This window comes from Rhizobium sp. BK619, from assembly GCF_014195245.1.
In the GTDB taxonomy this organism is placed as follows: domain Bacteria; phylum Pseudomonadota; class Alphaproteobacteria; order Rhizobiales; family Rhizobiaceae; genus Rhizobium; species Rhizobium acidisoli.
Map to the genome: position 1 here is coordinate 23,010 of NZ_JACIBH010000007.1, position 20,156 is coordinate 43,165.

A 20,156-nucleotide genomic window follows, 5' to 3' on the forward strand; every position below is an offset into this window, starting at 1 on the left:
CCTAGAACCGGACCCAGGGGCCGAAGCGCTCGAACGGCAGGCCCAGCCCATAGCTGAAGACTCCCACCGAAAAGACCGTCAGCAGCAGCGAAAGAATGATCGCGAAGAACACGTTCATCTTTTGCGACGCGAAGCAGGCGATGAATGCGGTGAAGAACAGCGCCGGCGCAAATCCGAGCCCGCGCACCGTCAGCCCGAAGAAGACGGGCGCCGGCAGGATGAACAGCATGCCGCGCCAGGCGAAGAGACCGATCGGCTCCCCCTCGACGCGCAACGCTTGAATGAAGATGATCGCGCCGAGAAGCACGAGCACGCCGGCCAGCACCAGCGGAAAATAACCAGGCCCCATGCGCACCGCCGTGCCGAGGTCTAGCCCCAGCGACTGGATGGCGAAGAAAGCGCCGGTCGCGACGAAAAGCCCGCCGCAGATCGCGTTGGTGGTATCGAAACTGATGGATTTCATGGTGTCTCCTGGAGTTGGAGATGGCGTCGTTACTGCTGCGATTGCCCCTCATCCGCCTGCCGGCACCTTCTCCCCGCCAGCGGGGAGAAGGGGATCCGCCGCAAACCTCTCGCCTTTCCCGCCATTGTTCGGAGCAAGTCCACTCTCCCCGTTTACGGGGAGAGGGTTAGGGTGAGGGGCTATTCCTGGCGCATCCCTCACTAGTCCGCATATTCGCCGGCAGCCTCGATCACCGGCTTCCAGCGGGCAATCTCGCTTTCGAGCTTGGCCTTCAGTGCAGCCGGCGTCGCATCGGCGTCGGAGGAAGGCGTCGTGCCGAGCTCGGCGAAGCGGGCGCCGACATTCGGATCCTTCAGAGCGACCTGCAGTGACTTCGACAGGCGTTCGTTGATGGCGGCCGGCGTGCCTTTCGGCGTGTAGATGCCGTGCCAGATGCCGACTTCGAAGCCCGGCAGGCCGGCTTCGACCGCCGTCGGAATGTCCTTCATCACGTCGAGGCGCTTGGGCGAGGTCACGGCATAGGCCTTGATCGTGCCGCCCTGGATCTGCTTGGTCGTGTTGGTCGTCTGGTCGCACATGATGTCGACCTGGCCACCGAGCAGGTCGGTCATGGCAGGGCCGGTGCCTTTGTAGGGAACGGTGGTGAGCGGCGTCTGGATGGCACTCATGAACATCATGCCGCAGAGATGCGAGGCCGCACCGATACCGGCATTGGCGACCGTCACCTTGTCCTTGTTGGCCTTGACGTATTCGATCAGGCCCTTGAGGTCGGTCGGCTCGAAATCTTTGCGGGCGACGATCGTCATCGGCACCTCGGTGACGAGGCCGACATAATCGAAGGCGCCGAGCGTGTCATAGGCGAGCTTGCGATAAAGCGTGGCGCTGGTCGCCATGCCGATATGGTGCAGCAGGATCGTGTAGCCATCGGGATCGGCACTCGCCACGCGGCCGGCGCCGAGCGTGCCGCCGGCGCCTCCGACATTTTCGACGACGATCTGCTGGCCGAGATCCTTCGACATGGATTCGGCGATGAGGCGCGCGACGGTGTCGGTCGGGCCGCCGGCCGCAAAGGGCACGACCATGGTGATGGTGCGTTCGGGATAGGTCTGCGCCGAAGCGGCGCCGGCGAGAAGAGAGACTGCGGCAGCCGCGGTCAGGCCGAGCATGGCCTTCAGAATTTTCATCGTTTCCTCCCTGATGAAACAAGCAAGCCCGCCGACACATCCTCCGTGCCGGGCATGGCCTATTTGCCGCCGGGAAAAACCGAGCCGCAATCATTGCAGCCACTTCCGAGAGATGATTTTGCGACAGTGCGATGCAGCATGGGTCGATTTGGAAACAAACGGCTGATGCGATGGGTGGATTTCCACCCATCGCGAACACGGGCCGCGGCCGGAATTAGCCTTCGGTGGTCAGCATCCGCTTGTCGAGCCCGTATTTCTGCATCTTTTCGTAGAGTGTCTTCCGGGAAATGCCGAGTGTCTCATAAACCGGCTTGAGGCTGCCACCATGCGCCACCAGCGCGCTGGCAATGACGCCCCGTTCGAATTCGGCGACGCGCTCCGCAAGCCCGGTCGCCTCCTCGGACTGCGGCCCGCCATCGTCGAGACCGAGAACCAGACGGTCGGCGGCATTCCTGAGTTCGCGCACATTGCCCGGCCAGTCGCGCTGGGCGATGTCGGAGATCACCTCAGGCGGTACGGCCACCTCGTCGCGACCATAGCGGGCCGCCGCCTCCCGCACCAGCTGGAGAAAGAGCAGCGGAACATCCGGCCGGCGCTGCGACAGCGACGGCACATGCAGCGTCGCAACATTTAGCCGATAGAAGAGATCGGCGCGGAAGCGCCCCGCCGCCACCTCCGCCTCCAGGTCCACCTTGCTCGTGGCGATAAAGCGCACGTCGAGCGCCACCGTCTCATTCGATCCCAACCGGGAAATCACCCGCTCCTGCAGCACCCGCAGGAACTTCGCCTGCAGGTCGAAGGGCATGGAGCCAATTTCGTCGAGCAGGATGGTGCCGCCGCGCCCATGTTCGAACTTTCCGTAGCGCGGCCTCACCGCCCCCGGAAAGGCACCGATCTCATGGCCGAAGAGCTCGCTCTCGATCAGGTTTGCCGGCAGCGCGGCGCAATTGATTGCGATGAACGGCCGGCTCGCTCTGGCGCTGATATCGTGAAGCGCCCGCGCCACCACTTCCTTGCCGGCCCCGGTCTCGCCGACAACGAGCGTATCGGCATCGCTCGCCCCGATCGCCCGGATGCGGTAGCGCAGATCCACCATCACCTGCGTGCGCCCTGGCAGCCGCGCTTCGAGATCGTCGCGCTTGCCGGCGACTGCTTTCAGCAGCCGGTTTTCGAGCACGAGGCCGCGCCGCTCCATCGCCCGGCGGATGACGCCGGCCAGCATCTCCGGCGTGAACGGCTTCTCGATGAAATCATAGGCGCCTTCACGCATCGCCTTCACCGCAAGCTGAACGTCGCCGTGGCCGGTAACCAGAATGACCGGCACTTCCGGGTCGAGTTCGCGGATCTTCTGCATCAGCGTCATGCCGTCCATGCCGGGCATGCGGATATCGCTGACGACGACGCCGGGAAAACTGTAGCCGATCAATTCCAATACATGATCGCCGTTCGAAAAGGTCTCGACGCTAAAGCCGGACAGCTCCAGCGCCTGCGCCGTCGAGCGGCGCAATTCCTCCTCGTCGTCGACCAGCAGGATCTTCGCATCGTTCATTCCGCCGCCTCCGGCATCAGCCCCGCCGCCGATTGCAGCTCGATACGGAACACCGCGCCCCCTTCCGGATGATTGGCCGCGGAAAGGCTGCCGCCGAAATCCTTGATGATATTGTAGGAGATCGACAGCCCGAGACCGAGCCCCTTGCCCACACCCTTGGTCGTGAAGAAGGGATCGAAGATACGCTCGGCAATCGCCGCCGGCACGCCCGGCCCATGGTCCCGCACTGTCAGCACCACCTTGCCCGCCTCCTCGAAGGCCGAAACCTCGATCCGTCTGTCCTCCAACCCTTCCGCCGCGTCGGCCGCATTGGAAATCACATTCACCAGCACCTGCTGCAGACGCACCGAACCCGCACGCACCACTGGCGGCCGGGTTCCCAGATCAAGCCGGAGCTCGGCATCGGCCGCCTTCAGCCGCCAGGCGATGATCTCGAGCGTGTCATGCATCGCTTCATCGAGAGAAACAGAGCCGAGCTTCTCATTCGGTTTGCGGGCGAAATTGCGCAGGTGCCGGCTGATCGCGGCCATGCGGTCGATCAGCCCGCCGATCCGCCGGATATTGTCCCGCGCCTCCTCCGTCCGGCCGCGATCGATAAGAACGGAGGCGCTGTCCGTATAGGTCTTGGCGGCGGCGAGCGGCTGATTGAACTCATGCGAAAGAGCAGCCGACATCTGCCCGAGGCCGGCAAGCTTGCCGGCCTGAATGAGATCGGCCTGAGTCTGACGGAGCTGCTGCTCGGTCAGGCGACGTTCTGATATTTCCTCTTCGATCCGGCTGTTGACACGGGCAAGATCGGCCGTGCGCTCTTCGACACGCCGCTCCAGCTCGTTTCGGGCCTCCGTTTGCAGCTGCATGCGCTCAGTAAGCCGCGCCCGTCGCTGGCGCAGAACCGCGACCGCGAGCCCGGCAATGCAGAGGATAAGAAAGACTGCCGCCAGCGCGGTGCGCGCCTGGGTGCGGATGGAACTGGTCTCCATCAGCACGTTCACCGTCCAGTCCTCGGCCGGCATGTAGTGCGAAAGTACCAGATATTCGCTCGAGCCCCGCTCGCCGGCGAGCGTCATCAGTTCATGCGGCTCGAAGCGCTGGCGCGTCACCGGCAACTCTGTCAGCCTGGCATTGGCATAGCGCCGCGATGCTTCCGTGCGTGCGATGCGGTCGGCCGTCAGCGGCAGGATTGCGCCGTAAAGCCATTCCGGGCTGCCGGACATGAAGATGATGCCTTCCGGATCGGAGACGAAGATCTTGTATTCGCCGCCGCCCCAGGAGGATTCGATCATGTCGATATCGACCTTGAAGACGATGACGCCGCGAATATCCGCGCCGGTCCGGATCGGCGCAGCGAAATAATAGCCGCGCTTCAGCGAGGTGGTGCCGAGCGCGTAGAACCGCGCCTGGCGGCCTTCGATCGCATCCTGGAAATACGGCCGATAGCTGAAATTCTGTCCGACGAAGCTTCCCGGTCCGTCGTAATTGCTGGCCGCGATCGTCTCTCCATCCGGCTTGACCACATAAATATCGGAGGATTTCAGCAGCCCGTTGATCTCCTTGAGATAGAGATTGGCCGCATCGCGCAAGGCTGTGTCGTCGGGCGCGCTCACCAGTTCCTTGATGTCGTCGTGATCGGCAATCAGCGCCGGCAGCGCCTCGTAGCGGTTGAGATGGCCGCTGAGCGCCGAGACGGCAAGGCGCAGCGCCGTTCCCGCCTGCGCCGATGCCTCCCCCATATAGGCGCGCGTCGCGATCGCGCTTCCATAAGTGAAGAAGGCGAAGATGATCAGCGGCACCACCAACAACGCCGCTATCGCGTGATATCTCGAAGACAGGTCCGGCTCCTCCCTTTCCGCCTCCACTCCCCAGCGAGGCATACCCGACAGTCTCAAGTTTAGTGACGCCGAAAGGGATTTCCAAGAGCCTGCCGAAACTTGACACCCGGCAGGCCGAATGTCCTATTGCGGCATCGCAAGGAGGCTCCGCTCATGAGCGACGACAACACGCCCGCCGACAGCAAGCTTACCAGCTCCAAGCGGCGCTGGGCGGCTGAGGGCAAGTTCCTGACCGGCCGCATCGCCCGCCCTGAAACCGAGCGCCTGCCGCCCGGCCAGCACCTCGTCAAGAACTGGCCGGTGCTCGATCTTGGCCAGCAGCCCGCCATCTCCACCGATAGCTGGCGGCTCGATGTGGGCGGCCTCGTCGAAACGCCGCTCAGCCTCAGCTGGGCCGACTTCCAGGCGATCGAGCAGAGCACCAAGGTCAGCGATATCCACTGCGTCACCACCTGGTCGCGCTACGACAATAGATGGAAGGGTGTTTCGACCCGCGATCTGCTCGATCTCGCCATGCCGAAGCCGCAAGCCGGTTACGTCATGCTGACGAGTTATGACGGCTATACCACCAACCTGCCGCTTGCCGATTTCGCCGCCGAGGACGCAATCCTTGTGACATCCTGGGAAGGCCAACCGCTGACGCCGGATCACGGCGGCCCGATGCGACTCGTCGTGCCGCATCTTTATTTCTGGAAAAGCGCCAAGTGGCTGCGCCGCATCGAGCTGATGCCGGACGACGAAGCCGGCTTCTGGGAAAAGAACGGCTACCACATGTATGGCGATCCGTGGCGCGAGCAGCGCTATTCCGACGATTGAGCCGTCGGCCGCAGACCGTGGCGAAGTGCAAACACCACAAGCGCGAACAGAGCGGCAAGCCCCGTCAGCGACGCCATGCTGGCTAGATGAAACGGCACCTTATTCCAGCGTGGTTTGACGACATCGGCGGTGTTGAAGGCCTCGCCGCTGAACCGGCAGGTGATGAGCGCCAGGCTGCGCCGCACCATGTCGGCATCGACCGCGGAAATGATTTCATCAGCCGCAACGGCCTCCCCCGGCATCTCGCGCATCGAGAGCAAGACCGCCTTGGCCGCCGCCAGATAGGCATGGGCGCATTCGTTGAATGGGCTCTCCTCGTCGCCCACGCTGCCCGGCATCCGGCCCCAGAGACAGTAGGAATACTGGATTTCGGCATAGTTCAGAATGCGCCGGAACGGCTCGTTCGTATCGACCGCGCGGGACGCCAGGTCGATAATTCGGCCGCGATAGTCTGAAATCACCGCCATCTCTCCATGCGAGATTTCAGGGATATCGAGGCCGGCATGGCTGCCGCCGTCGCTGCGGCCATGCGCAAGGGCGTTTTCAGCAGGCAGGCAAAAGAAACCGGCGGCAAAAGCCGTCGACAGGAGTGTTATGGTTCTGCAGCTTTTCATAGTGGCCCGAAAACCTAAAGGCGCCGGCAAAACGGCGCCCCTCGATGCGTTCAGTGGAAGGCCCTCGCCGGCCGGCTCCGCTGCCCGTCCTTCACGGCAAGCCGCTTTTCCGCCAGCGCCCCGAAGGCAAGGCCAAGTGTTGCCCAGAGGATCGCATGCATGGCGAGCGTTGTCGTCCGAAAACGCCAGAGCACCATGGCCGAGAAGTTCTCCGGCACCTCGTTGATCGGCGGCAGCAGATAGAGCACGAGGCCGATGAAGACGAGATAGGCGATGCCGGCGATGATCGCGCCGTTCCAGAGGCCGAAACGCTGGGAGAGGCGGCGCGACAGAGCCACCGCGGCGATCAGGGCGGAGAGCGAAACGACGATCATCAGGAAGAACAGCTCAGTCCTGACGCCGATCGTATCGGCATTGCCGACCGCCGGCGGGTTGGCCGGATATTTGAAAGCGGGAACGAGCACGATCGCCACGAAGGCGGCAAGGGCGATGACCGCCGAGGTGCCGCGCACCGAAAGATTGCTGACGCGGCCATGCACGAAAGCGAAGGCGAGCGCGAAAAGACCGCCGACGGCAACGCTGTAGGCCATGACACCGGTGAAAAGGCCAAGACCGGCCTGTGTGGCCCGGCTGACGATTTCAGGTTCGGCAGCTTCGCCGGCCGCCTGGGCGCTCGCCTCCTCGAAGGCGATTGCCGCATCGACCAGCGGCTCGCCGAAGATATGGGCGAAAGCAAAAACCAGAATGCCAGCAATCAGCCCCGCGAGCATGCCGCGAAGTAGAAGATTTCCGACCATGTCAGTATCCCCCTTAGTGGCAGGGAAAGCCGAGGAGGTGGCGGGCGTCATGCACGAATTCGTGCACATACATGCCGTTGAACAGCGCGGTCGCGCCTTCCTCGGTGCCGACGAAATAGATGGCGATCAGCATCAGCAGGCCGCCGAACATCGCCCAGGGCAGGATTTCTCCTACTGGGATCGGTGCCGGTGCCGCGACGGGCGCGAAAGTGGTGTCAGACATGTATTCCTCCGGAATGACGCGTTCAGTCGAAAGAGTGCTTGTGCGGTAAGGTCTGACTTCCAGCGCGAAGAACCTTCGACACGCTGGTCACAGTGGCGCGACCGCGCCGGATTTCCACCGGCTTCCAAACCCGCAACAGCCCGGTTATATCTGCACGCCGAAGACACTGTCAACGATACTTCACCTGCCGGCCAAGGGCTGCCCTACTGTATGAACATGCGCCTTACCTGGATCTGCCATGGTGCAACGGCGGCGAGCCGCAAAGCCCTGTTTCCGATCGACGAACCGCTGGAAGCCAAGGCAACGGAGGAAGCCGGCAGGATGGTCGCCCTGCCCCGCGCCGATCGTATTGCCGTAAGCCCGGCTTTGCGTGCCCGCCAGACTGTCGACGCGCTCGGCCTTCAAGCTCGCATAGACCCTGCACTTGGCGATTGCGATCATGGCCGCTGGGCCGGCAAGTCGATCGCGGCGATCGAGGCCGAGGAGCCGGAGAACCTCATGGCCTGGATGACGAACCCGGAAACGGTCCCGCACGGCGGCGAGAGCCTTGTTGATCTTCGAACACGCGTCGCCAACTGGATGGACAATGAGACCGCCCTCGGCGGCCATGTGATCGCCGTCAGCCACGCCGCCGTCATCCGGACAGCGATCACGCATGCGCTCCAGGCGCCGCCCTCCTCCTTCTGGCTCGTCGACATCGAGCCGCTCGCCGTCATTCGCATGACCAGCAACGGACGGCGCTGGTCTCTGCGCTTCCCGCATTAGCGATCCCTCATCTTATCCAGCCTTACACAAGCAAATCGCGTCATCTCTATTGAACCCGGTTTCGCCGGGACTACTTCCTTGTCCCAAGGAGATGGAAGACATGACATATGATTGGAGTGGGGAGCGCACGCGTCGCCTGCGTTTAATGCGTGTCGCCACAATCACGGTTCTGGTCGGTCTCATCGTCAGCGTTCCGCTGTTGATGGTCACCGCCTGAAACACGAGAAAGGGCGAGCGATGCACCAGCACGCTCGCCTTCGTTCTTTCCCTTCCCCGCGTCACGAGAAGCGCGTCCGTCTCTCGACGGTGCAGCAACAGGCTGCTGTCCCCAAAAATTCGCCTTCTGGTTTCAACGAACATTTCAGACTTCCATGATAGTCCGGCATAGGGTGGAGATGGAGAAGGCCATATGCCGGTGTTTTTCCAGAGCAGGGCCGGAAGGCAATGCGTATCGATCGTCGGGCTTGGGATAACTCTCTGGCTCCTCGGCGCGCTTTTGCAGCTTGACGACAGCCTTGTCTTCTTCATGACCGGTTTCGGCGAATATGGTGCCGACAAACTCGTTCTGGCTCTCGGCATCGCCGGCGCCATGAGCTTCATCTATTCGGTGCTGCGCATTGCCGACCTGCGCAAGGAAACGGAACTGCGCGCCGCCGCCCAGGCGAAGGCCGATTGGACCGCAACTCACGACCATCTGACCAAGCTGCCGAACCGCTACGCCTTCGAACGCAAGATCCTGTCACGGCCGATCAAGGACGACGAGGACCAGATCGAGGAGTGGGACCAGAACGTCACGCTTTTCTCCGTCGATCTCGACGGCTTCAAGAAAGTCAACGATCTCGTCGGCCACAAGGGCGGCGATATTCTGCTCATCGAGGTTGCCAGAAGGATCTGCGCGCTCGGCAATGCCGATTGCGTCTATCGCTTCGGCGGCGACGAATTCATCATTGTGGCCTTTGCCCTGACGGCGCAGCGCGAGGAGCGTTTTGCCAAATTGTTGATCCAGGCGGTCACCCGGCCGATCCATATCGATGGTTTTGCCGTCGAAGTCGGCGCCAGCGTCGGCTACGACCGCTGGGCCGAGGGAACCGAACCGCTGGAGGATGCCGCTCATCGGGCCGACCTCGCCATGTACGAGGCGAAATCACGCGGCCCCAACCATTATTTGGTTTTCGAACCGGCTATGCAGGACAAGGTAGCGGAACGCGCTGCGCTGGAAACCAGGCTACGTGCCGCAATCTCCAACAAGGCGATCAAACCCTTTTATCAGCCGCTGATCGACCTGAAGACCGGTCAGCTCTGCGGCTTCGAGGCGCTGGCGCGCTGGATCGGCGAGGACGGCGTCAACATCCCGCCGCCGGTCTTCATCGATATCGCCGAGGAAACCGGGATGATCACGGCCTTGTTCGAGGATCTTCTCGCCCAGGCCTGCAGCGACGCACTCACCTGGCCGGACCATGTGATGCTGTCCTTCAACGTCTCGCCGGTACAGATGGAAGACAGGCTGCTGACGTCGCGCATTCTCAAGGTGCTTTCGGCAAGCCGGCTGCCGCCGCAGCGCCTGGAAGTGGAGATCACCGAAAACGCGTTGATCCAGGATCCGGCCATCGCCGCCGTCATCCTTGATGAACTCCACGCGGCCGGCATCCAGATCGCACTCGACGATTTCGGCACGGGTTATTCGAGCCTGGCCCAGCTCGCCCGCTATCGTTTCGACAAGATCAAGATCGACAAAAGCTTCATCGCCACCTATCGCGGCGACGAACGTCAGGAAAAGATCGTCCGCGCCATGCTTGGCCTCGGCCGGAGTCTCAACATCAAGACCACCGCTGAGGGTGTCGAGGAGCACGGGCAGCTCGCCTTCCTGCTGCAGCTCGGCTGCGACATCGGCCAGGGCTATCTTTTCGGCAAGGCGATGCCCGCCGCCGAGGCGGGCATCTTCATCAGCGATCGCAATGCCAGTCTGGCCTCCACGGCCTGACGCTATGGCTTAAAAGACTTGGCGCAGGATCACGAAGAGCACGAAGGCAATCGCGATCGAGGCCGGCAGCGTCAGCACCCAGGCCATCAGCATGTTGCGCACGGTCGACCATTGCAGGCCGGAACCGTTCGCCGCCATGGTGCCGGCGACGCCTGACGACAGGACATGCGTGGTCGAGACCGGCAGGCCGAGGTGATCGGCCGAAGCGATGGTGACCATCGCCACGACTTCGGCTGCCGCGCCCTGACCGTACGTCAGATGCGTCTTGCCGATCTTTTCGCCGACGGTGACGACGATGCGCTTCCAGCCCACCATCGTGCCGAGGCCAAGCGCGATCGCGACCGCCACCTTCACCCAGAGGGGGATGAACTTCGTCGCATTGTCGACTGCCTTGTGGTAGTTCGTGACCGCCGAGAGATCGCCGGCATCCATCGGCAGCAGCTTCTGCTTGTCGATCAGCTTCAGCGCCTCGCCGATCAGGTAGATGTCGTTGCGGACGTTGCCGACGAGATTGGTCGGCACCGCTTCGAGCGTCGGGAAGGCGGCGACTTCGGCGCTTGTCTGATGGATATATTGCTGCAGGGCCGGTGTCGTCGCATCCGTCCAGGTCTTGTTCTTGACGGCGTTGCTGACCTCGGCCTTGTAGTCGGTGACGGCGACACCCGGCCTCACATATTTGGCGAGCGCGGTTTCGACCTGGACCGATGCCGACTTGTAGGCTTCGAGATAGTTCACATCAGGCGTGCGGTTCAGCGCGAAGGCCGTCGGCACCAGGCCGATCAGGATGAGCATGATCAGACCCATGCCCTTCTGGCCGTCGTTGGAGCCGTGGGCGAAGCTGACGCCGGTGCAGGTGCAGATCAGGATCGCGCGAATCCAGAGCGGCGGCGGCTGGTTGCCCTTCGGCTCGGCATAGAGCGCCTTGTTGCGCACCAGCAGCTTCATCACCAACAGCAGAACAGCGGAAAGACCGAAGCCGATCAGCGGCGAGATCAGCAGCGACAGCCCGATATTGGTCGCCTGCGACCAGTCGACGCCGCTCGTCGCCGTGCCTGCCGGCGCCAGGAACTGGTTGGCGAGGCCGACGCCGATGATTGATCCCACAAGCGTATGCGAACTCGACGACGGCAGGCCGAGATACCAGGTTCCGAGATTCCAGACGATCGCGGCGATCAGCAGCGCGAAGACCATGGCAAGGCCGGAACCGGAGCCGACCTGCAGGATCAGTTCCACCGGCAGCAGCGCCAGAATGCCGAAGGCGACGGCGCCGCTCGAAGTCAGCACGCCGAGGAAGTTGAAGAAGCCCGACCAGATGACGGCGAATTCGGCCGGCATCGAACGGGTGTAGATGACGGTGGCGACGGCATTGGCCGTATCGTGGAAACCGTTGACGAATTCGAAGCCGAGCGCGATCAGCAGCGCAAGGCCCAGGAGAATCCAGGGAACTGCAACTGCGGTTGTCAGGTCGCGTCCGAGTGCATAGGCGACATATCCAAGACCGCAGACCAGAACGAGCGCGAAGAGCGGCAAGAACCATTTGCCTGATGAATTCGAGCTGTGGAGCGGGTGGGAAGTGTCGCTATGAACCTGGCTGGGGGCAATATCGGCCATGGCATAGTTCCTTATTCCGTTTTGCAAATTTGCCTTTTGTTAATAATTCCGCAGCGTGAAGCTCTCATGACGCCTGTCTGGTTCGCCATCTAAGGCACTGACATCAGTCGATATTGGCCATTACCGGCTTGCCGCCCGCGCATTCGTGAGGGATGAGCGTCACAGTCCAAGCCGGTTACGGTGATAGGCTACACAGCGACAAAATAAGCCAGGGGCGAACAGATGCCTTCCCGTCCGCAGCCCCGGCGCTAAGTTCGGCCATCTCACCTCCGCGCGGAGCCCCTGAAGATCATGTCATCGACCGACCTCCTCCTGACCTTCAATGCCGGTTCCTCGACCGTCAAGATCGGCGTCTTCGCCATGGATGGCGCCGAGGCGCGGCGCATCGGCAAGGGTGTAATCGATTTCCGCGCCGAACCGCTCTCGCTCGGTCTGAGCCAGGGAGCACAGACAGTCGACATGCCGTTGAAGTCCGAGGTGACGGAAGACCTGCACGGTGTCATCGATGAGGCCTTCGCGCTTCTCTCCGATCATTTCGACATTGCCGCCACCCGCGCCGCCGGCCACCGCGTCGTCCATGGCGGCGACCGTTTCACCAGCGCAATCGCCCTCGACGCCGCCGCAATCGATGCCGTCGATGCGCTGACGCCGCTGGCACCCCTGCATCAGCCGCAGGCGCTGCGTTTCATCCGCGCGCTGGCGCATCTGAAACCGCATCTTGTCCAGACGGCCTCCTTCGACACCGCCTTCCATGCCACCCAGGACGATCTCGTTCGCCGCTTCGCCATTCCCCGTGCCTTGCATGCGGAAGGCATCAAGCGTTACGGCTTTCATGGCCTTTCCTATAAATTCATCGCCGGCGAGCTAACCCGCAAGGCGCCGCACGCGGCAAAAGCGGCAGTCGCCCATCTCGGCAGCGGCGCTAGCCTTTGTGCGCTCGATCAAGGCGTCAGCCGCGACTGCAGCATGGGCTTTTCGACGCTCGACGGCATCCCGATGGCGACGCGCCCAGGGGCACTCGATCCTGGCGTTATTCTGCATCTGGCCGGTCAGCGGAAACAATCCTTCGAAGAAATCGAGGACCTGCTCTATCACCGTTCCGGCCTGCTCGGCCTATCGGACATCAGCGCCGATGCCCGCGACCTTTTAAAGGACGCACGGCCCGAAGCGCGCCTGGCAATCGACCTCTTCACGCTGCGCATTGCCGGTGAAATTGGCCGCATGGCTGTAACGCTCGGCGGTCTTGATGCCGTCGTCTTCACCGCCGGTATCGGCGAGCATCAGCCGGAGATCCGCGCCGGCGTAGCAAAGCGACTCTCCTGGCTCGGTCTTGCGATCGACGAAAAGGCCAACATCGCCAATGCGTTCACGATCAGCACTGGGGAAAGCCGTATCACCGCCCACGTCATCGCCACCGATGAGGAGCAGGTCATCGCCGACGAGGCGCTGTCCATTCTTGGCACTGGCTGATCGAGATCAAACAACATGCCGGCGCCAGCCGGTAGAACAGACGTTGAAGACGTTTTCGAACGGGAGAAACCCATGGAAAAGCATGTCTCGACCGCCGCCCTGACCGACGCCGAACTCACCCTCGCGGACCGCTACTGGCGGGCCGCCAATTATCTCTCGGTCGGGCAGATCTACCTGCTTGCCAATCCGCTGCTGCGCGAGCCGCTGAAACCGGAGCACATCAAGCCCCGCCTGCTCGGCCACTGGGGCACGACACCCGGCCTCAACTTCATCTATGCGCACCTGAACCGTCTGATCCGCGCCCGCGACCTGGACGTCATCTACATATGCGGCCCCGGCCATGGCGGGCCGGGCATGGTGGCCAATACCTATCTCGAAGGCAGTTATAGCGAGCTCTATCCTGACATATCAGAGGATGCCGAAGGCATGCGCAAGCTCTTCCGGCAATTCTCCTTCCCGGGCGGTATTCCGAGCCATGTGGCGCCGGAAACCCCCGGCTCCATTCACGAAGGCGGCGAACTCGGTTACGCCCTCGTCCATGCCTATGGCGCCGCCTTCGACAATCCCAACCTCATCGTCGCCTGCGTCGTCGGCGATGGCGAGGCCGAAACCGGGCCGCTCGCCGCCAGCTGGCAATCCAACAAATTCCTCAATCCTGCCCGCGACGGCGCCGTGCTGCCGATCCTGCATCTGAACGGCTACAAGATCGCCAACCCGACCATTCTCGGGCGTGCGGATGGTGATGACCTCAAACGTCTCTTCGAAGGCTACGGCTACGAACCCTTCTTCGTCGAAGGCCATGAACCGCATGATATGCATCAGCAGATGGCCGCGACAATGGACGAGGTCTTCGACCGCATCCACGCGATCCAGAAGCAGGCCCGCAACGGCAAGGCCGCGGAGGGCTGCCCGCGCTGGCCGATGATCGTGCTCCGCAGCCCCAAAGGCTGGACCGGCCCAAAGGAGGTCGACGGCAAGAAGGTGGAAGGCTTCTGGCGCGCCCATCAGGTGCCGGTCTCCAACTGCCGCGGGGATGATGGCCACCGCAAGATCCTCGAGGATTGGATGCGCAGCTACGATCCGGAAGATCTTTTCGGCGCCGACGGCCGGCTGAAGCCCGAACTGCAGGCGCTGGCACCCGTCGGCAAGCGCCGCATGGGCGCCAATCCCCATGCCAATGGCGGCTTGCTGCGCAAAGAACTCGATGTTCCCGATATAAGCGACTACGCGGTCGAAATCGGCAAACGCGGCAGCGCCATGGTACAGTCGACGGAGATCCTCGGCCATTACCTGCGCGACACGATGAAGCGCAACGCGGAGGCCGCCAACTTCCGTATCTTCGGCCCCGATGAGACGGAATCCAACCGCCTCGGCAGCGTCTTCGAAGTCACCGACCGCATCTGGATGGAAGGTATCGAACCTTACGATATCCACCTCTCCCGGGACGGGCGTGTCATGGAGGTGCTCTCCGAACATCTCTGCCAGGGCTGGCTGGAAGGCTACCTGCTGACGGGCCGGCACGGCCTCTTCTCCTGCTACGAAGCCTTCATCCACATCATCGATTCCATGTTCAACCAGCACGCCAAATGGCTGAAGGTGACGCGCGAGCTCGAATGGCGAAAGCCGATCTCATCACTGAACTATCTGCTGACCTCGCATGTCTGGCGCCAGGACCATAACGGCTTCAGCCATCAGGATCCGGGTTTCGTCGATCTCGTCGCCAACAAGAAGGCCGACATCGTCCGCATCTATCTGCCGCCGGACGCCAACACCCTGCTCTGGGTCGGCGACCATTGCCTGCGCACTTACGACCGCATCAACGTCATCGTCGCCGGCAAACAGCCGGAGCCGCAATGGCTGTCGATGGATGAAGCGGTGAAACACTGCGAGGCCGGCATCGGCATATGGCACTGGGCGAGCAACGAGGAAGACACGATTTCTCCCGACCTCGTCATGGCCTGCGCCGGCGACGTGCCGACCATGGAAACGCTCGCTGCCGTCGACCTCCTGCGCAAGGCCATCCCCGAGCTGAAGATCCGCACCGTCAACGTCGTTGATCTGATGGCACTGCAATCCAAGGATCAGCATCCGCACGGCCTGACCGACGAGGCCTTCGATGCGATCTTCACATCGGACAAGCCGGTGATTTTCGCCTATCACGGCTATCCCTATCTCATTCACCGCCTGACCTATAAACGCACCAACCACAGCAACATCCACGTCCGCGGCTTCATCGAGGAGGGCACGACGACGACACCCTTCGACATGACCGTCCTCAACCAACTCGACCGCTTCCACCTCGCCATCGAAGCGATCGAGCGAGTCCCGGGTTTGAAGGAGAAAGCATCGGATGCACTCACCGCCTTCCGTGGACAGCTTGCGAAGCATCACGACTATGTCAGGGAGTATGGCGAGGACATGCCGGAGGTGCAGAGCTGGACGTGGCCGGCGGCATAACGGATTCGAGCCCGGGAATGCGTCGTAGGTGAATGCCCGAAACCTATGCGCGCTCGAGCCGAACCTTTTCCTTCACACGCCAGACTCGCGGCGTTTCTCCCGTGTATTTGAGAAAGAAGCGCGAGAAATAGGCGGGGTCGGCAAAGCCGAGCCGGAAGGAGATCTCCTGAACGCTGCCGAGCGTAAAAACGAGCTGGCGTTTCGCCTCCTCGATGAGTTTGCCGGCGATCAGCTCGTGCGGCGTTCTGCCGGTCATCGACCGGACGATCCGCGTGAGATGCGTCGGCGAAATTCCAAGCTCGCTGGCGTAGAAGGAAGCGGGCTTGTGCGATCGGAAATGCTGTTGAAGAAGCTCGTTCAGCATCTCCATGCGCCGCTCATTCTCATTCGACGCAAGCTCGTAACTATCTCCCTCATGCGAAATCCTCTCCGTCAGTCGCAGCGCCAGGGCAACGTAAGCCCCCAGCGTTTCGTTGCGGCCGCTGCGGCGATTTTCGAACTCGTCGCCCAGCCGGCGCAACGTCTGGATGACATAGGCAGCCTCGGCATTATCGGGATCGAGCGGCGTCAGATGCGGCGTCGCCAGCCATTCGCCGAGCTGGCTTCGGTCGCCGAGCGGGTGGCTGAGATGCGATCTCAACAGCGTGATGACGAGGCCGTCGATGTCGCGCGAAAAGCGAAAGCCGTGGTTGAGCCCGGGCGGCACGGTGATGATTGCCGGCGGGCGGATGGCATGGCTCTTTTCGCCGAAGATCGCATCACCCGAGCCGCTTTCGATGTACAATATCTGAAAGAAACTGTCGTGGCGGTGCAGGCGGATTTCCCATTGATGCAGGCTGCTGCGGGAGCGAATTGTTTCGCAGTGCAACCAAAACTCCGGCGATCGTCCGATGTTTTCGCCGTAGAGCTCGTAGGTCGGTATGTGTCTGCTCATCGGCTTCCTCCCGCGCCAATGTTCGATTAGTGCAATTTTTAGGCTGGAATGTCCATTGTGACGATCCGGCCGGCGCGGCAGAATCTGACAAAACGCAAAAATGTCAGGGAGGACGCATTTGCGAACCCAGGTCGCCATCATCGGTTCGGGACCATCCGGCCTGCTGCTCGGTCAGCTTCTGACCGAGGCCGGCATCGACAATGTCGTTCTCGACCGCGTCAACAAGGATTACATCCTTGGCCGGGTGCGCGCCGGCGTTCTGGAAGAAGGCACGGTCAGGCTGCTGGATCAGGCCAAGGCGGGAGCGAGGCTGCATGCCGAAGGCCTGCCGCATGACGGCTTCTCCCTGGCTTTTGACGGCCGCGACCATCGCATCGACCTACACGACCTGACCGGCGGCAGGCGCGTCACCGTCTACGGGCAGACCGAGGTGACGCGCGATCTGATGGAGCGCCGCGAAGCAAGCGGCGCCCTGTCGATCTACGATGCCGCCGATGTCACGCCGCATGATTTCGACGGCCGCTTAGCCTTCGTCACCTACACCAAGGACGGCGTCGCGCAGCGCATCGATTGCGACTTCATCGCCGGCTGCGATGGCTTTCACGGGGCGAGCCGCAAGGCCGTTCCCGAAAGGGCGATCAGGCATTTCGAAAAGATCTATCCCTTCGGCTGGTTGGGTCTGCTTGCCGACGTCGCACCTGTCAGTCACGAACTGATCTACGCCAACCATCCGAGAGGCTTTGCGCTCTGTTCGATGCGCTCGGCCACGCGCAGCCGCTATTACATCCAATGCGCGCTCGACGAGAAGATCGAGGACTGGAGCGACGATCGCTTCTGGGACGAGCTCAGAAGGCGTCTGCCGGCGCATCATGCCGAAGCGCTGATGACAGCGCCCTCCTTCGAGAAATCAATCGCTCCATTGCGCTCCTTCGTCGCCGAGCCGATGCGTTTCGGCCGGCTTTTCCTCGTCGGCGATGCCGCCCATATCGTGCCACCGACCGGCGCCAAGGGATTGAACCTTGCGGCAAGCGACGTGCATTACCTTTTCTCCGGACTGATCGAGCATTACCGCGAAGGCTCGGATCGGGGCATCGACGTCTATTCGCAGACCGCGCTTGCCCGCGTGTGGAAGGCCGTGCGGTTTTCCTGGTGGATGACGACGATGATGCACCGTTTTCCCGATACCGGCGATTTCGACCAGAAGATCCAGGAGGCGGAGCTCGATTATCTCACCCATTCCCGTGCGGCCTCGACGGCGCTCGCCGAAAACTATGTGGGATTGCCATTCTGATATGAAGATTTGAGACTGGTGCGAACCATCGAGGTCCGCATTTTGAAAAGGGAGGAACCAAAACCATGAAGAAGCTCGTTCTCGCCGCGCTTGCGGCAATCGTGCTCAGCAGCGTTGCCCATGCCGACACCATCAAGGTCGGCGTCATCGGCCCATTCTCCGGTCCGTTCGCGCTTCAGGGCAAGAATTTCAAGGCCGGCATCGACGCCTATATGGCGGTCAACGGCAGCAAGGTCGGCAATGACACGATCGAGATCGTTTATCGCGACGTGCCGCAGGCCGACCCCGCCCAATCCAAGGCGCTGGCGCAGGAGCTGGTCGTCAAGGAAAAGGTCCAATATCTCGCCGGCTTCTATTTCACTCCCGATGCCATGGCGGTGACACCGATCCTGAAACAGGGCAATGTGCCGATGGTCATCATGAACGCCGCCACCTCGGCGATCGTGACCAAGAGCCCGCTGGTCGTACGCACCTCGTTTACCACCTGGCAGACCTCGACGCCGATCGCCAAGGTCGCCTTCGACGCCGGCGTCAAGAAAGTGATCTCGGTCGTCAGCGATTACGGCCCGGGCATCGACGCCGAGAATGCCTTCAAGACCGGCTTCGAAAAGGCCGGCGGCCAGGTGGTCGAGGCGATCCGCATGCCGCTCGCAACCAATGACTTCAGCCCGATCATGCAGCGCATCAAGGATTCCGGCGCGGAAGGTGTCTTCGCCTTCCTGCCCTCCGGCCCGACGACGCTCGGCTTCGTCAAGGCCTATAATGAAAACGGCCTGAAGGCCGCCGGCATCAAGTTCTTTGCGCCGGGAGATCTGACGCAGGAATCCGACCTGCCGGCCCTTGGTGACGCCGCACTCGGCATCCAGACGACCTTCCATTATGCCGTTTCGCACGACTCGCCCGAAAACAAGGCTTTCGTCGAGGCCGCCGCCAAGGCGATCGGCAACAAGGCCGAACTCTCCTTCCCCGCGGTCAGCGCCTATGACGGCATGTATGTCATCTACAAGATGATCGAGGCGACGGGCGGCGAGCAGGATGCCCAAAAGGCTGTCGATGCGGTGAAGGGCCTGGCCTGGCTAAGCCCGCGCGGCCCGGTTTCGATCGATCCGGAAAGCCGTCACATCACGCAGAACATCTATCTGCGCGAAGTCGCCAAGGCCGATGACGGGGCCTACATCAACAAGGAGGTCCAGACCTTCGAGAAGCAAGGCGATCCGGGCCTGGCCGCCGCCAAGTAACATCCGGCATCGTGATAGGCGGCGGACGCGGGCCCACCCGCGCCCGTCGCATCGAAGCAAGGTATTTCCATGCAGACAGTCTTCAGCATAGCCGTCGACGCCTTTGCTTATGGCATGGTGCTCTTCGTCATATCGATCGGCCTTTCCGTAACCATGGGGCTGATGCGGGTCGTCAACCTGGCGCACGGCGCCTTCGCGATGATTGGAGGCTATATCGCCTCCTATGCCGCCCGCGATCTCGGCCTCGGTTATGCGATAGCGGTCATCGCCGCCATCGTCGTCACGATCCTTGTCGCAATTCCGCTCGAGCGTTTTCTCTACCGCCGGATCTACGGCGCGCCGGAGCTGACCCAGGTGCTGATGACCATCGGCATCACCTTCTGCGTCATCGGCCTGGCGAATTACGCGATGGGGCCGACGCTGAAAACCATACCGCTTCCAGCTGCGCTGCAGGGATCAGCCGATCTCGGCTTCCGCACCATTCCCGTTCACCGGCTTTTCGTCATTTTCTGCGGCCTCGCCGTTGCTCTCGCACTTTGGTTCGCGATCGAAAGGACGAGCTTCGGCGTCAAGCTACGCGCCTCCGTCGACGATGCGGCGATGGCCGCGGCACTCGGCGTGCGCACCGAGATCATCTATGCCGTGAGCTTCGCCGTCGCCGTCGGGCTTGCCGCCTTCGGCGGCGTGGTCGGCGCCGAACTCCTGCCGGTCGAGCCCTATTACGCACTGCGCTACATGGTCACCTTCCTGGTCGTCGTCTCCGTCGGCGGCGCGGGCTCCATTCCGGGCGCGCTGATCGCTTGCCTGCTGCTCGGGGCGATCGATACGACGGGACGTTATCTGATGCCTGAATTCGGCGAATTCTTCTTCTACCTTGCGGTGATCGCGATCATCTGCGTCTTCCCCCGCGGCCTTGCCGGGAGGGCGAAGTGAG

The 20,156-nt window shown here is 62.2% G+C and carries 17 protein-coding genes and 1 riboswitch; of the genes, 8 read left to right on the forward strand and 9 right to left on the reverse strand.

The features are described 5' to 3' along the window. Position 1 precedes the first annotated feature (1 nt). The 4 genes from FHX14_RS14420 to FHX14_RS14435 all read right to left on the reverse strand — a co-directional run bounded on the left by FHX14_RS14420 (position 2) and on the right by FHX14_RS14435 (position 5,067). Complete coding sequence (locus tag FHX14_RS14420; protein WP_179612298.1) at positions 2-463, reverse strand: tripartite tricarboxylate transporter TctB family protein; 462 nt, start codon at positions 461-463, stop codon at positions 2-4. Between the two features lie 200 nt (positions 464-663). Then, positions 664-1,647 (reverse strand): tripartite tricarboxylate transporter substrate-binding protein, encoded by a 984-nt coding sequence (locus tag FHX14_RS14425; RefSeq protein WP_184377601.1) that lies wholly within the window; start codon positions 1,645-1,647, stop codon positions 664-666. Positions 1,648-1,861: 214 nt separating this feature from the next. Continuing rightward, on the reverse strand, positions 1,862-3,196 hold the full coding sequence (locus FHX14_RS14430) for a sigma-54 dependent transcriptional regulator (protein ID WP_184377602.1): 1,335 nt from the start codon (positions 3,194-3,196) through the stop codon (positions 1,862-1,864). Next, complete coding sequence (locus FHX14_RS14435) at positions 3,193-5,067, reverse strand: sensor histidine kinase (RefSeq protein ID WP_281414170.1); 1,875 nt, start codon at positions 5,065-5,067, stop codon at positions 3,193-3,195. The genes FHX14_RS14430 and FHX14_RS14435 overlap by 4 nt, the downstream gene beginning before the upstream one ends. A 111-nt stretch (positions 5,068-5,178) precedes the next feature. Between FHX14_RS14435 and FHX14_RS14440 the strand changes: the two genes are divergently transcribed. Then, on the forward strand, positions 5,179-5,841 hold the full coding sequence (locus FHX14_RS14440; protein WP_184377603.1) for a sulfite oxidase-like oxidoreductase: 663 nt from the start codon (positions 5,179-5,181) through the stop codon (positions 5,839-5,841). Here the strand turns inward: FHX14_RS14440 and FHX14_RS14445 are convergent. Genes FHX14_RS14445 through FHX14_RS14455 form a run of 3 tightly spaced genes read right to left on the reverse strand, consistent with a single transcriptional unit; the run spans position 5,826 to position 7,475 of the window. Beyond that, positions 5,826-6,455, reverse strand: a complete 630-nt coding sequence (locus FHX14_RS14445) for a hypothetical protein (RefSeq protein WP_184377604.1) — start codon at positions 6,453-6,455, stop codon at positions 5,826-5,828. The genes FHX14_RS14440 and FHX14_RS14445 overlap by 16 nt on opposite strands. A 50-nt stretch (positions 6,456-6,505) precedes the next feature. Beyond that, positions 6,506-7,252: a CbtA family protein gene (locus FHX14_RS14450; protein WP_184377605.1), complete on the reverse strand. Its 747-nt coding sequence runs from the start codon at positions 7,250-7,252 to the stop codon at positions 6,506-6,508. 13 nt (positions 7,253-7,265) lie between these two features. Beyond that, positions 7,266-7,475: a CbtB-domain containing protein gene (locus FHX14_RS14455; protein WP_184377606.1), complete on the reverse strand. Its 210-nt coding sequence runs from the start codon at positions 7,473-7,475 to the stop codon at positions 7,266-7,268. A 12-nt stretch (positions 7,476-7,487) separates the two neighbouring features. Then, positions 7,488-7,630: riboswitch (adenosylcobalamin (AdoCbl) riboswitch) on the reverse strand. A 55-nt stretch (positions 7,631-7,685) separates the two neighbouring features. On the opposite strand from FHX14_RS14455, the gene FHX14_RS14460 reads away from it, so the two are divergent. Then, on the forward strand, positions 7,686-8,240 hold the full coding sequence (locus FHX14_RS14460) for a histidine phosphatase family protein (RefSeq protein ID WP_184377607.1): 555 nt from the start codon (positions 7,686-7,688) through the stop codon (positions 8,238-8,240). A 409-nt stretch (positions 8,241-8,649) separates the two neighbouring features. Continuing rightward, positions 8,650-10,221 carry a bifunctional diguanylate cyclase/phosphodiesterase gene (locus FHX14_RS14465; protein WP_003590375.1) on the forward strand — a complete coding sequence of 524 codons (1,572 nt, stop codon included), beginning with the start codon at positions 8,650-8,652 and terminating at the stop codon, positions 10,219-10,221. 9 nt (positions 10,222-10,230) lie between these two features. Here FHX14_RS14465 and FHX14_RS14470 read toward each other — a convergent pair whose 3' ends face one another. After that, on the reverse strand, positions 10,231-11,832 hold the full coding sequence (locus FHX14_RS14470) for an inorganic phosphate transporter (RefSeq protein ID WP_184377608.1): 1,602 nt from the start codon (positions 11,830-11,832) through the stop codon (positions 10,231-10,233). Positions 11,833-12,123: 291 nt separating this feature from the next. Between FHX14_RS14470 and FHX14_RS14475 the strand changes: the two genes are divergently transcribed. Together FHX14_RS14475 and FHX14_RS14480 are read left to right on the forward strand one after the other, a co-directional pair. After that, positions 12,124-13,302 carry an acetate/propionate family kinase gene (locus tag FHX14_RS14475; RefSeq protein WP_179612291.1) on the forward strand — a complete coding sequence of 393 codons (1,179 nt, stop codon included), beginning with the start codon at positions 12,124-12,126 and terminating at the stop codon, positions 13,300-13,302. A 72-nt stretch (positions 13,303-13,374) separates the two neighbouring features. Further along, complete coding sequence (locus FHX14_RS14480) at positions 13,375-15,759, forward strand: phosphoketolase family protein (protein ID WP_184377609.1); 2,385 nt, start codon at positions 13,375-13,377, stop codon at positions 15,757-15,759. A 43-nt stretch (positions 15,760-15,802) separates the two neighbouring features. Here FHX14_RS14480 and FHX14_RS14485 read toward each other — a convergent pair whose 3' ends face one another. Further along, positions 15,803-16,693, reverse strand: a complete 891-nt coding sequence (locus FHX14_RS14485; protein ID WP_179612289.1) for a helix-turn-helix domain-containing protein — start codon at positions 16,691-16,693, stop codon at positions 15,803-15,805. Between the two features lie 118 nt (positions 16,694-16,811). Between FHX14_RS14485 and pobA the strand changes: the two genes are divergently transcribed. The 3 genes from pobA (at position 16,812) to FHX14_RS14500 (ending at position 20,155) form a co-directional block, all read left to right on the forward strand. Next, entirely contained in the window at positions 16,812-17,984 is a 1,173-nt protein-coding gene (gene pobA / locus FHX14_RS14490; RefSeq protein WP_179612288.1) for a 4-hydroxybenzoate 3-monooxygenase, read from the forward strand. A gap of 65 nt (positions 17,985-18,049) precedes the next feature. After that, complete coding sequence (locus tag FHX14_RS14495; RefSeq protein ID WP_179612287.1) at positions 18,050-19,222, forward strand: ABC transporter substrate-binding protein; 1,173 nt, start codon at positions 18,050-18,052, stop codon at positions 19,220-19,222. A 69-nt stretch (positions 19,223-19,291) separates the two neighbouring features. Beyond that, positions 19,292-20,155: a branched-chain amino acid ABC transporter permease gene (locus FHX14_RS14500; RefSeq protein ID WP_012558826.1), complete on the forward strand. Its 864-nt coding sequence runs from the start codon at positions 19,292-19,294 to the stop codon at positions 20,153-20,155. Position 20,156 lies beyond the last annotated feature (1 nt).

What these genes read in the sequence shown, in the direction of transcription:
- FHX14_RS14425 (WP_184377601.1), bottom strand. Translation starts at nt 1,647, where the DNA reads ATGAAAATTCTGAAGGCCATGCTCGGCCTGACCGCGGCTGCCGCAGTC.
- FHX14_RS14445 (WP_184377604.1), bottom strand. Translation starts at nt 6,455, where the DNA reads ATGAAAAGCTGCAGAACCATAACACTCCTGTCGACGGCTTTTGCCGCC.
- FHX14_RS14460 (WP_184377607.1), top strand. Translation starts at nt 7,686, where the DNA reads ATGAACATGCGCCTTACCTGGATCTGCCATGGTGCAACGGCGGCGAGC.
- FHX14_RS14475 (WP_179612291.1), top strand. Translation starts at nt 12,124, where the DNA reads ATGTCATCGACCGACCTCCTCCTGACCTTCAATGCCGGTTCCTCGACC.
- FHX14_RS14495 (WP_179612287.1), top strand. Translation starts at nt 18,050, where the DNA reads ATGAAGAAGCTCGTTCTCGCCGCGCTTGCGGCAATCGTGCTCAGCAGC.
- FHX14_RS14430 (WP_184377602.1), bottom strand. Translation starts at nt 3,196, where the DNA reads ATGAACGATGCGAAGATCCTGCTGGTCGACGACGAGGAGGAATTGCGC.
- FHX14_RS14455 (WP_184377606.1), bottom strand. Translation starts at nt 7,475, where the DNA reads ATGTCTGACACCACTTTCGCGCCCGTCGCGGCACCGGCACCGATCCCA.
- FHX14_RS14420 (WP_179612298.1), bottom strand. Translation starts at nt 463, where the DNA reads ATGAAATCCATCAGTTTCGATACCACCAACGCGATCTGCGGCGGGCTT.
- FHX14_RS14450 (WP_184377605.1), bottom strand. Translation starts at nt 7,252, where the DNA reads ATGGTCGGAAATCTTCTACTTCGCGGCATGCTCGCGGGGCTGATTGCT.
- FHX14_RS14500 (WP_012558826.1), top strand. Translation starts at nt 19,292, where the DNA reads ATGCAGACAGTCTTCAGCATAGCCGTCGACGCCTTTGCTTATGGCATG.
- FHX14_RS14485 (WP_179612289.1), bottom strand. Translation starts at nt 16,693, where the DNA reads ATGAGCAGACACATACCGACCTACGAGCTCTACGGCGAAAACATCGGA.
- FHX14_RS14440 (WP_184377603.1), top strand. Translation starts at nt 5,179, where the DNA reads ATGAGCGACGACAACACGCCCGCCGACAGCAAGCTTACCAGCTCCAAG.
- FHX14_RS14465 (WP_003590375.1), top strand. Translation starts at nt 8,650, where the DNA reads ATGCCGGTGTTTTTCCAGAGCAGGGCCGGAAGGCAATGCGTATCGATC.
- FHX14_RS14480 (WP_184377609.1), top strand. Translation starts at nt 13,375, where the DNA reads ATGGAAAAGCATGTCTCGACCGCCGCCCTGACCGACGCCGAACTCACC.
- FHX14_RS14470 (WP_184377608.1), bottom strand. Translation starts at nt 11,832, where the DNA reads ATGGCCGATATTGCCCCCAGCCAGGTTCATAGCGACACTTCCCACCCG.
- FHX14_RS14435 (WP_281414170.1), bottom strand. Translation starts at nt 5,067, where the DNA reads ATGCCTCGCTGGGGAGTGGAGGCGGAAAGGGAGGAGCCGGACCTGTCT.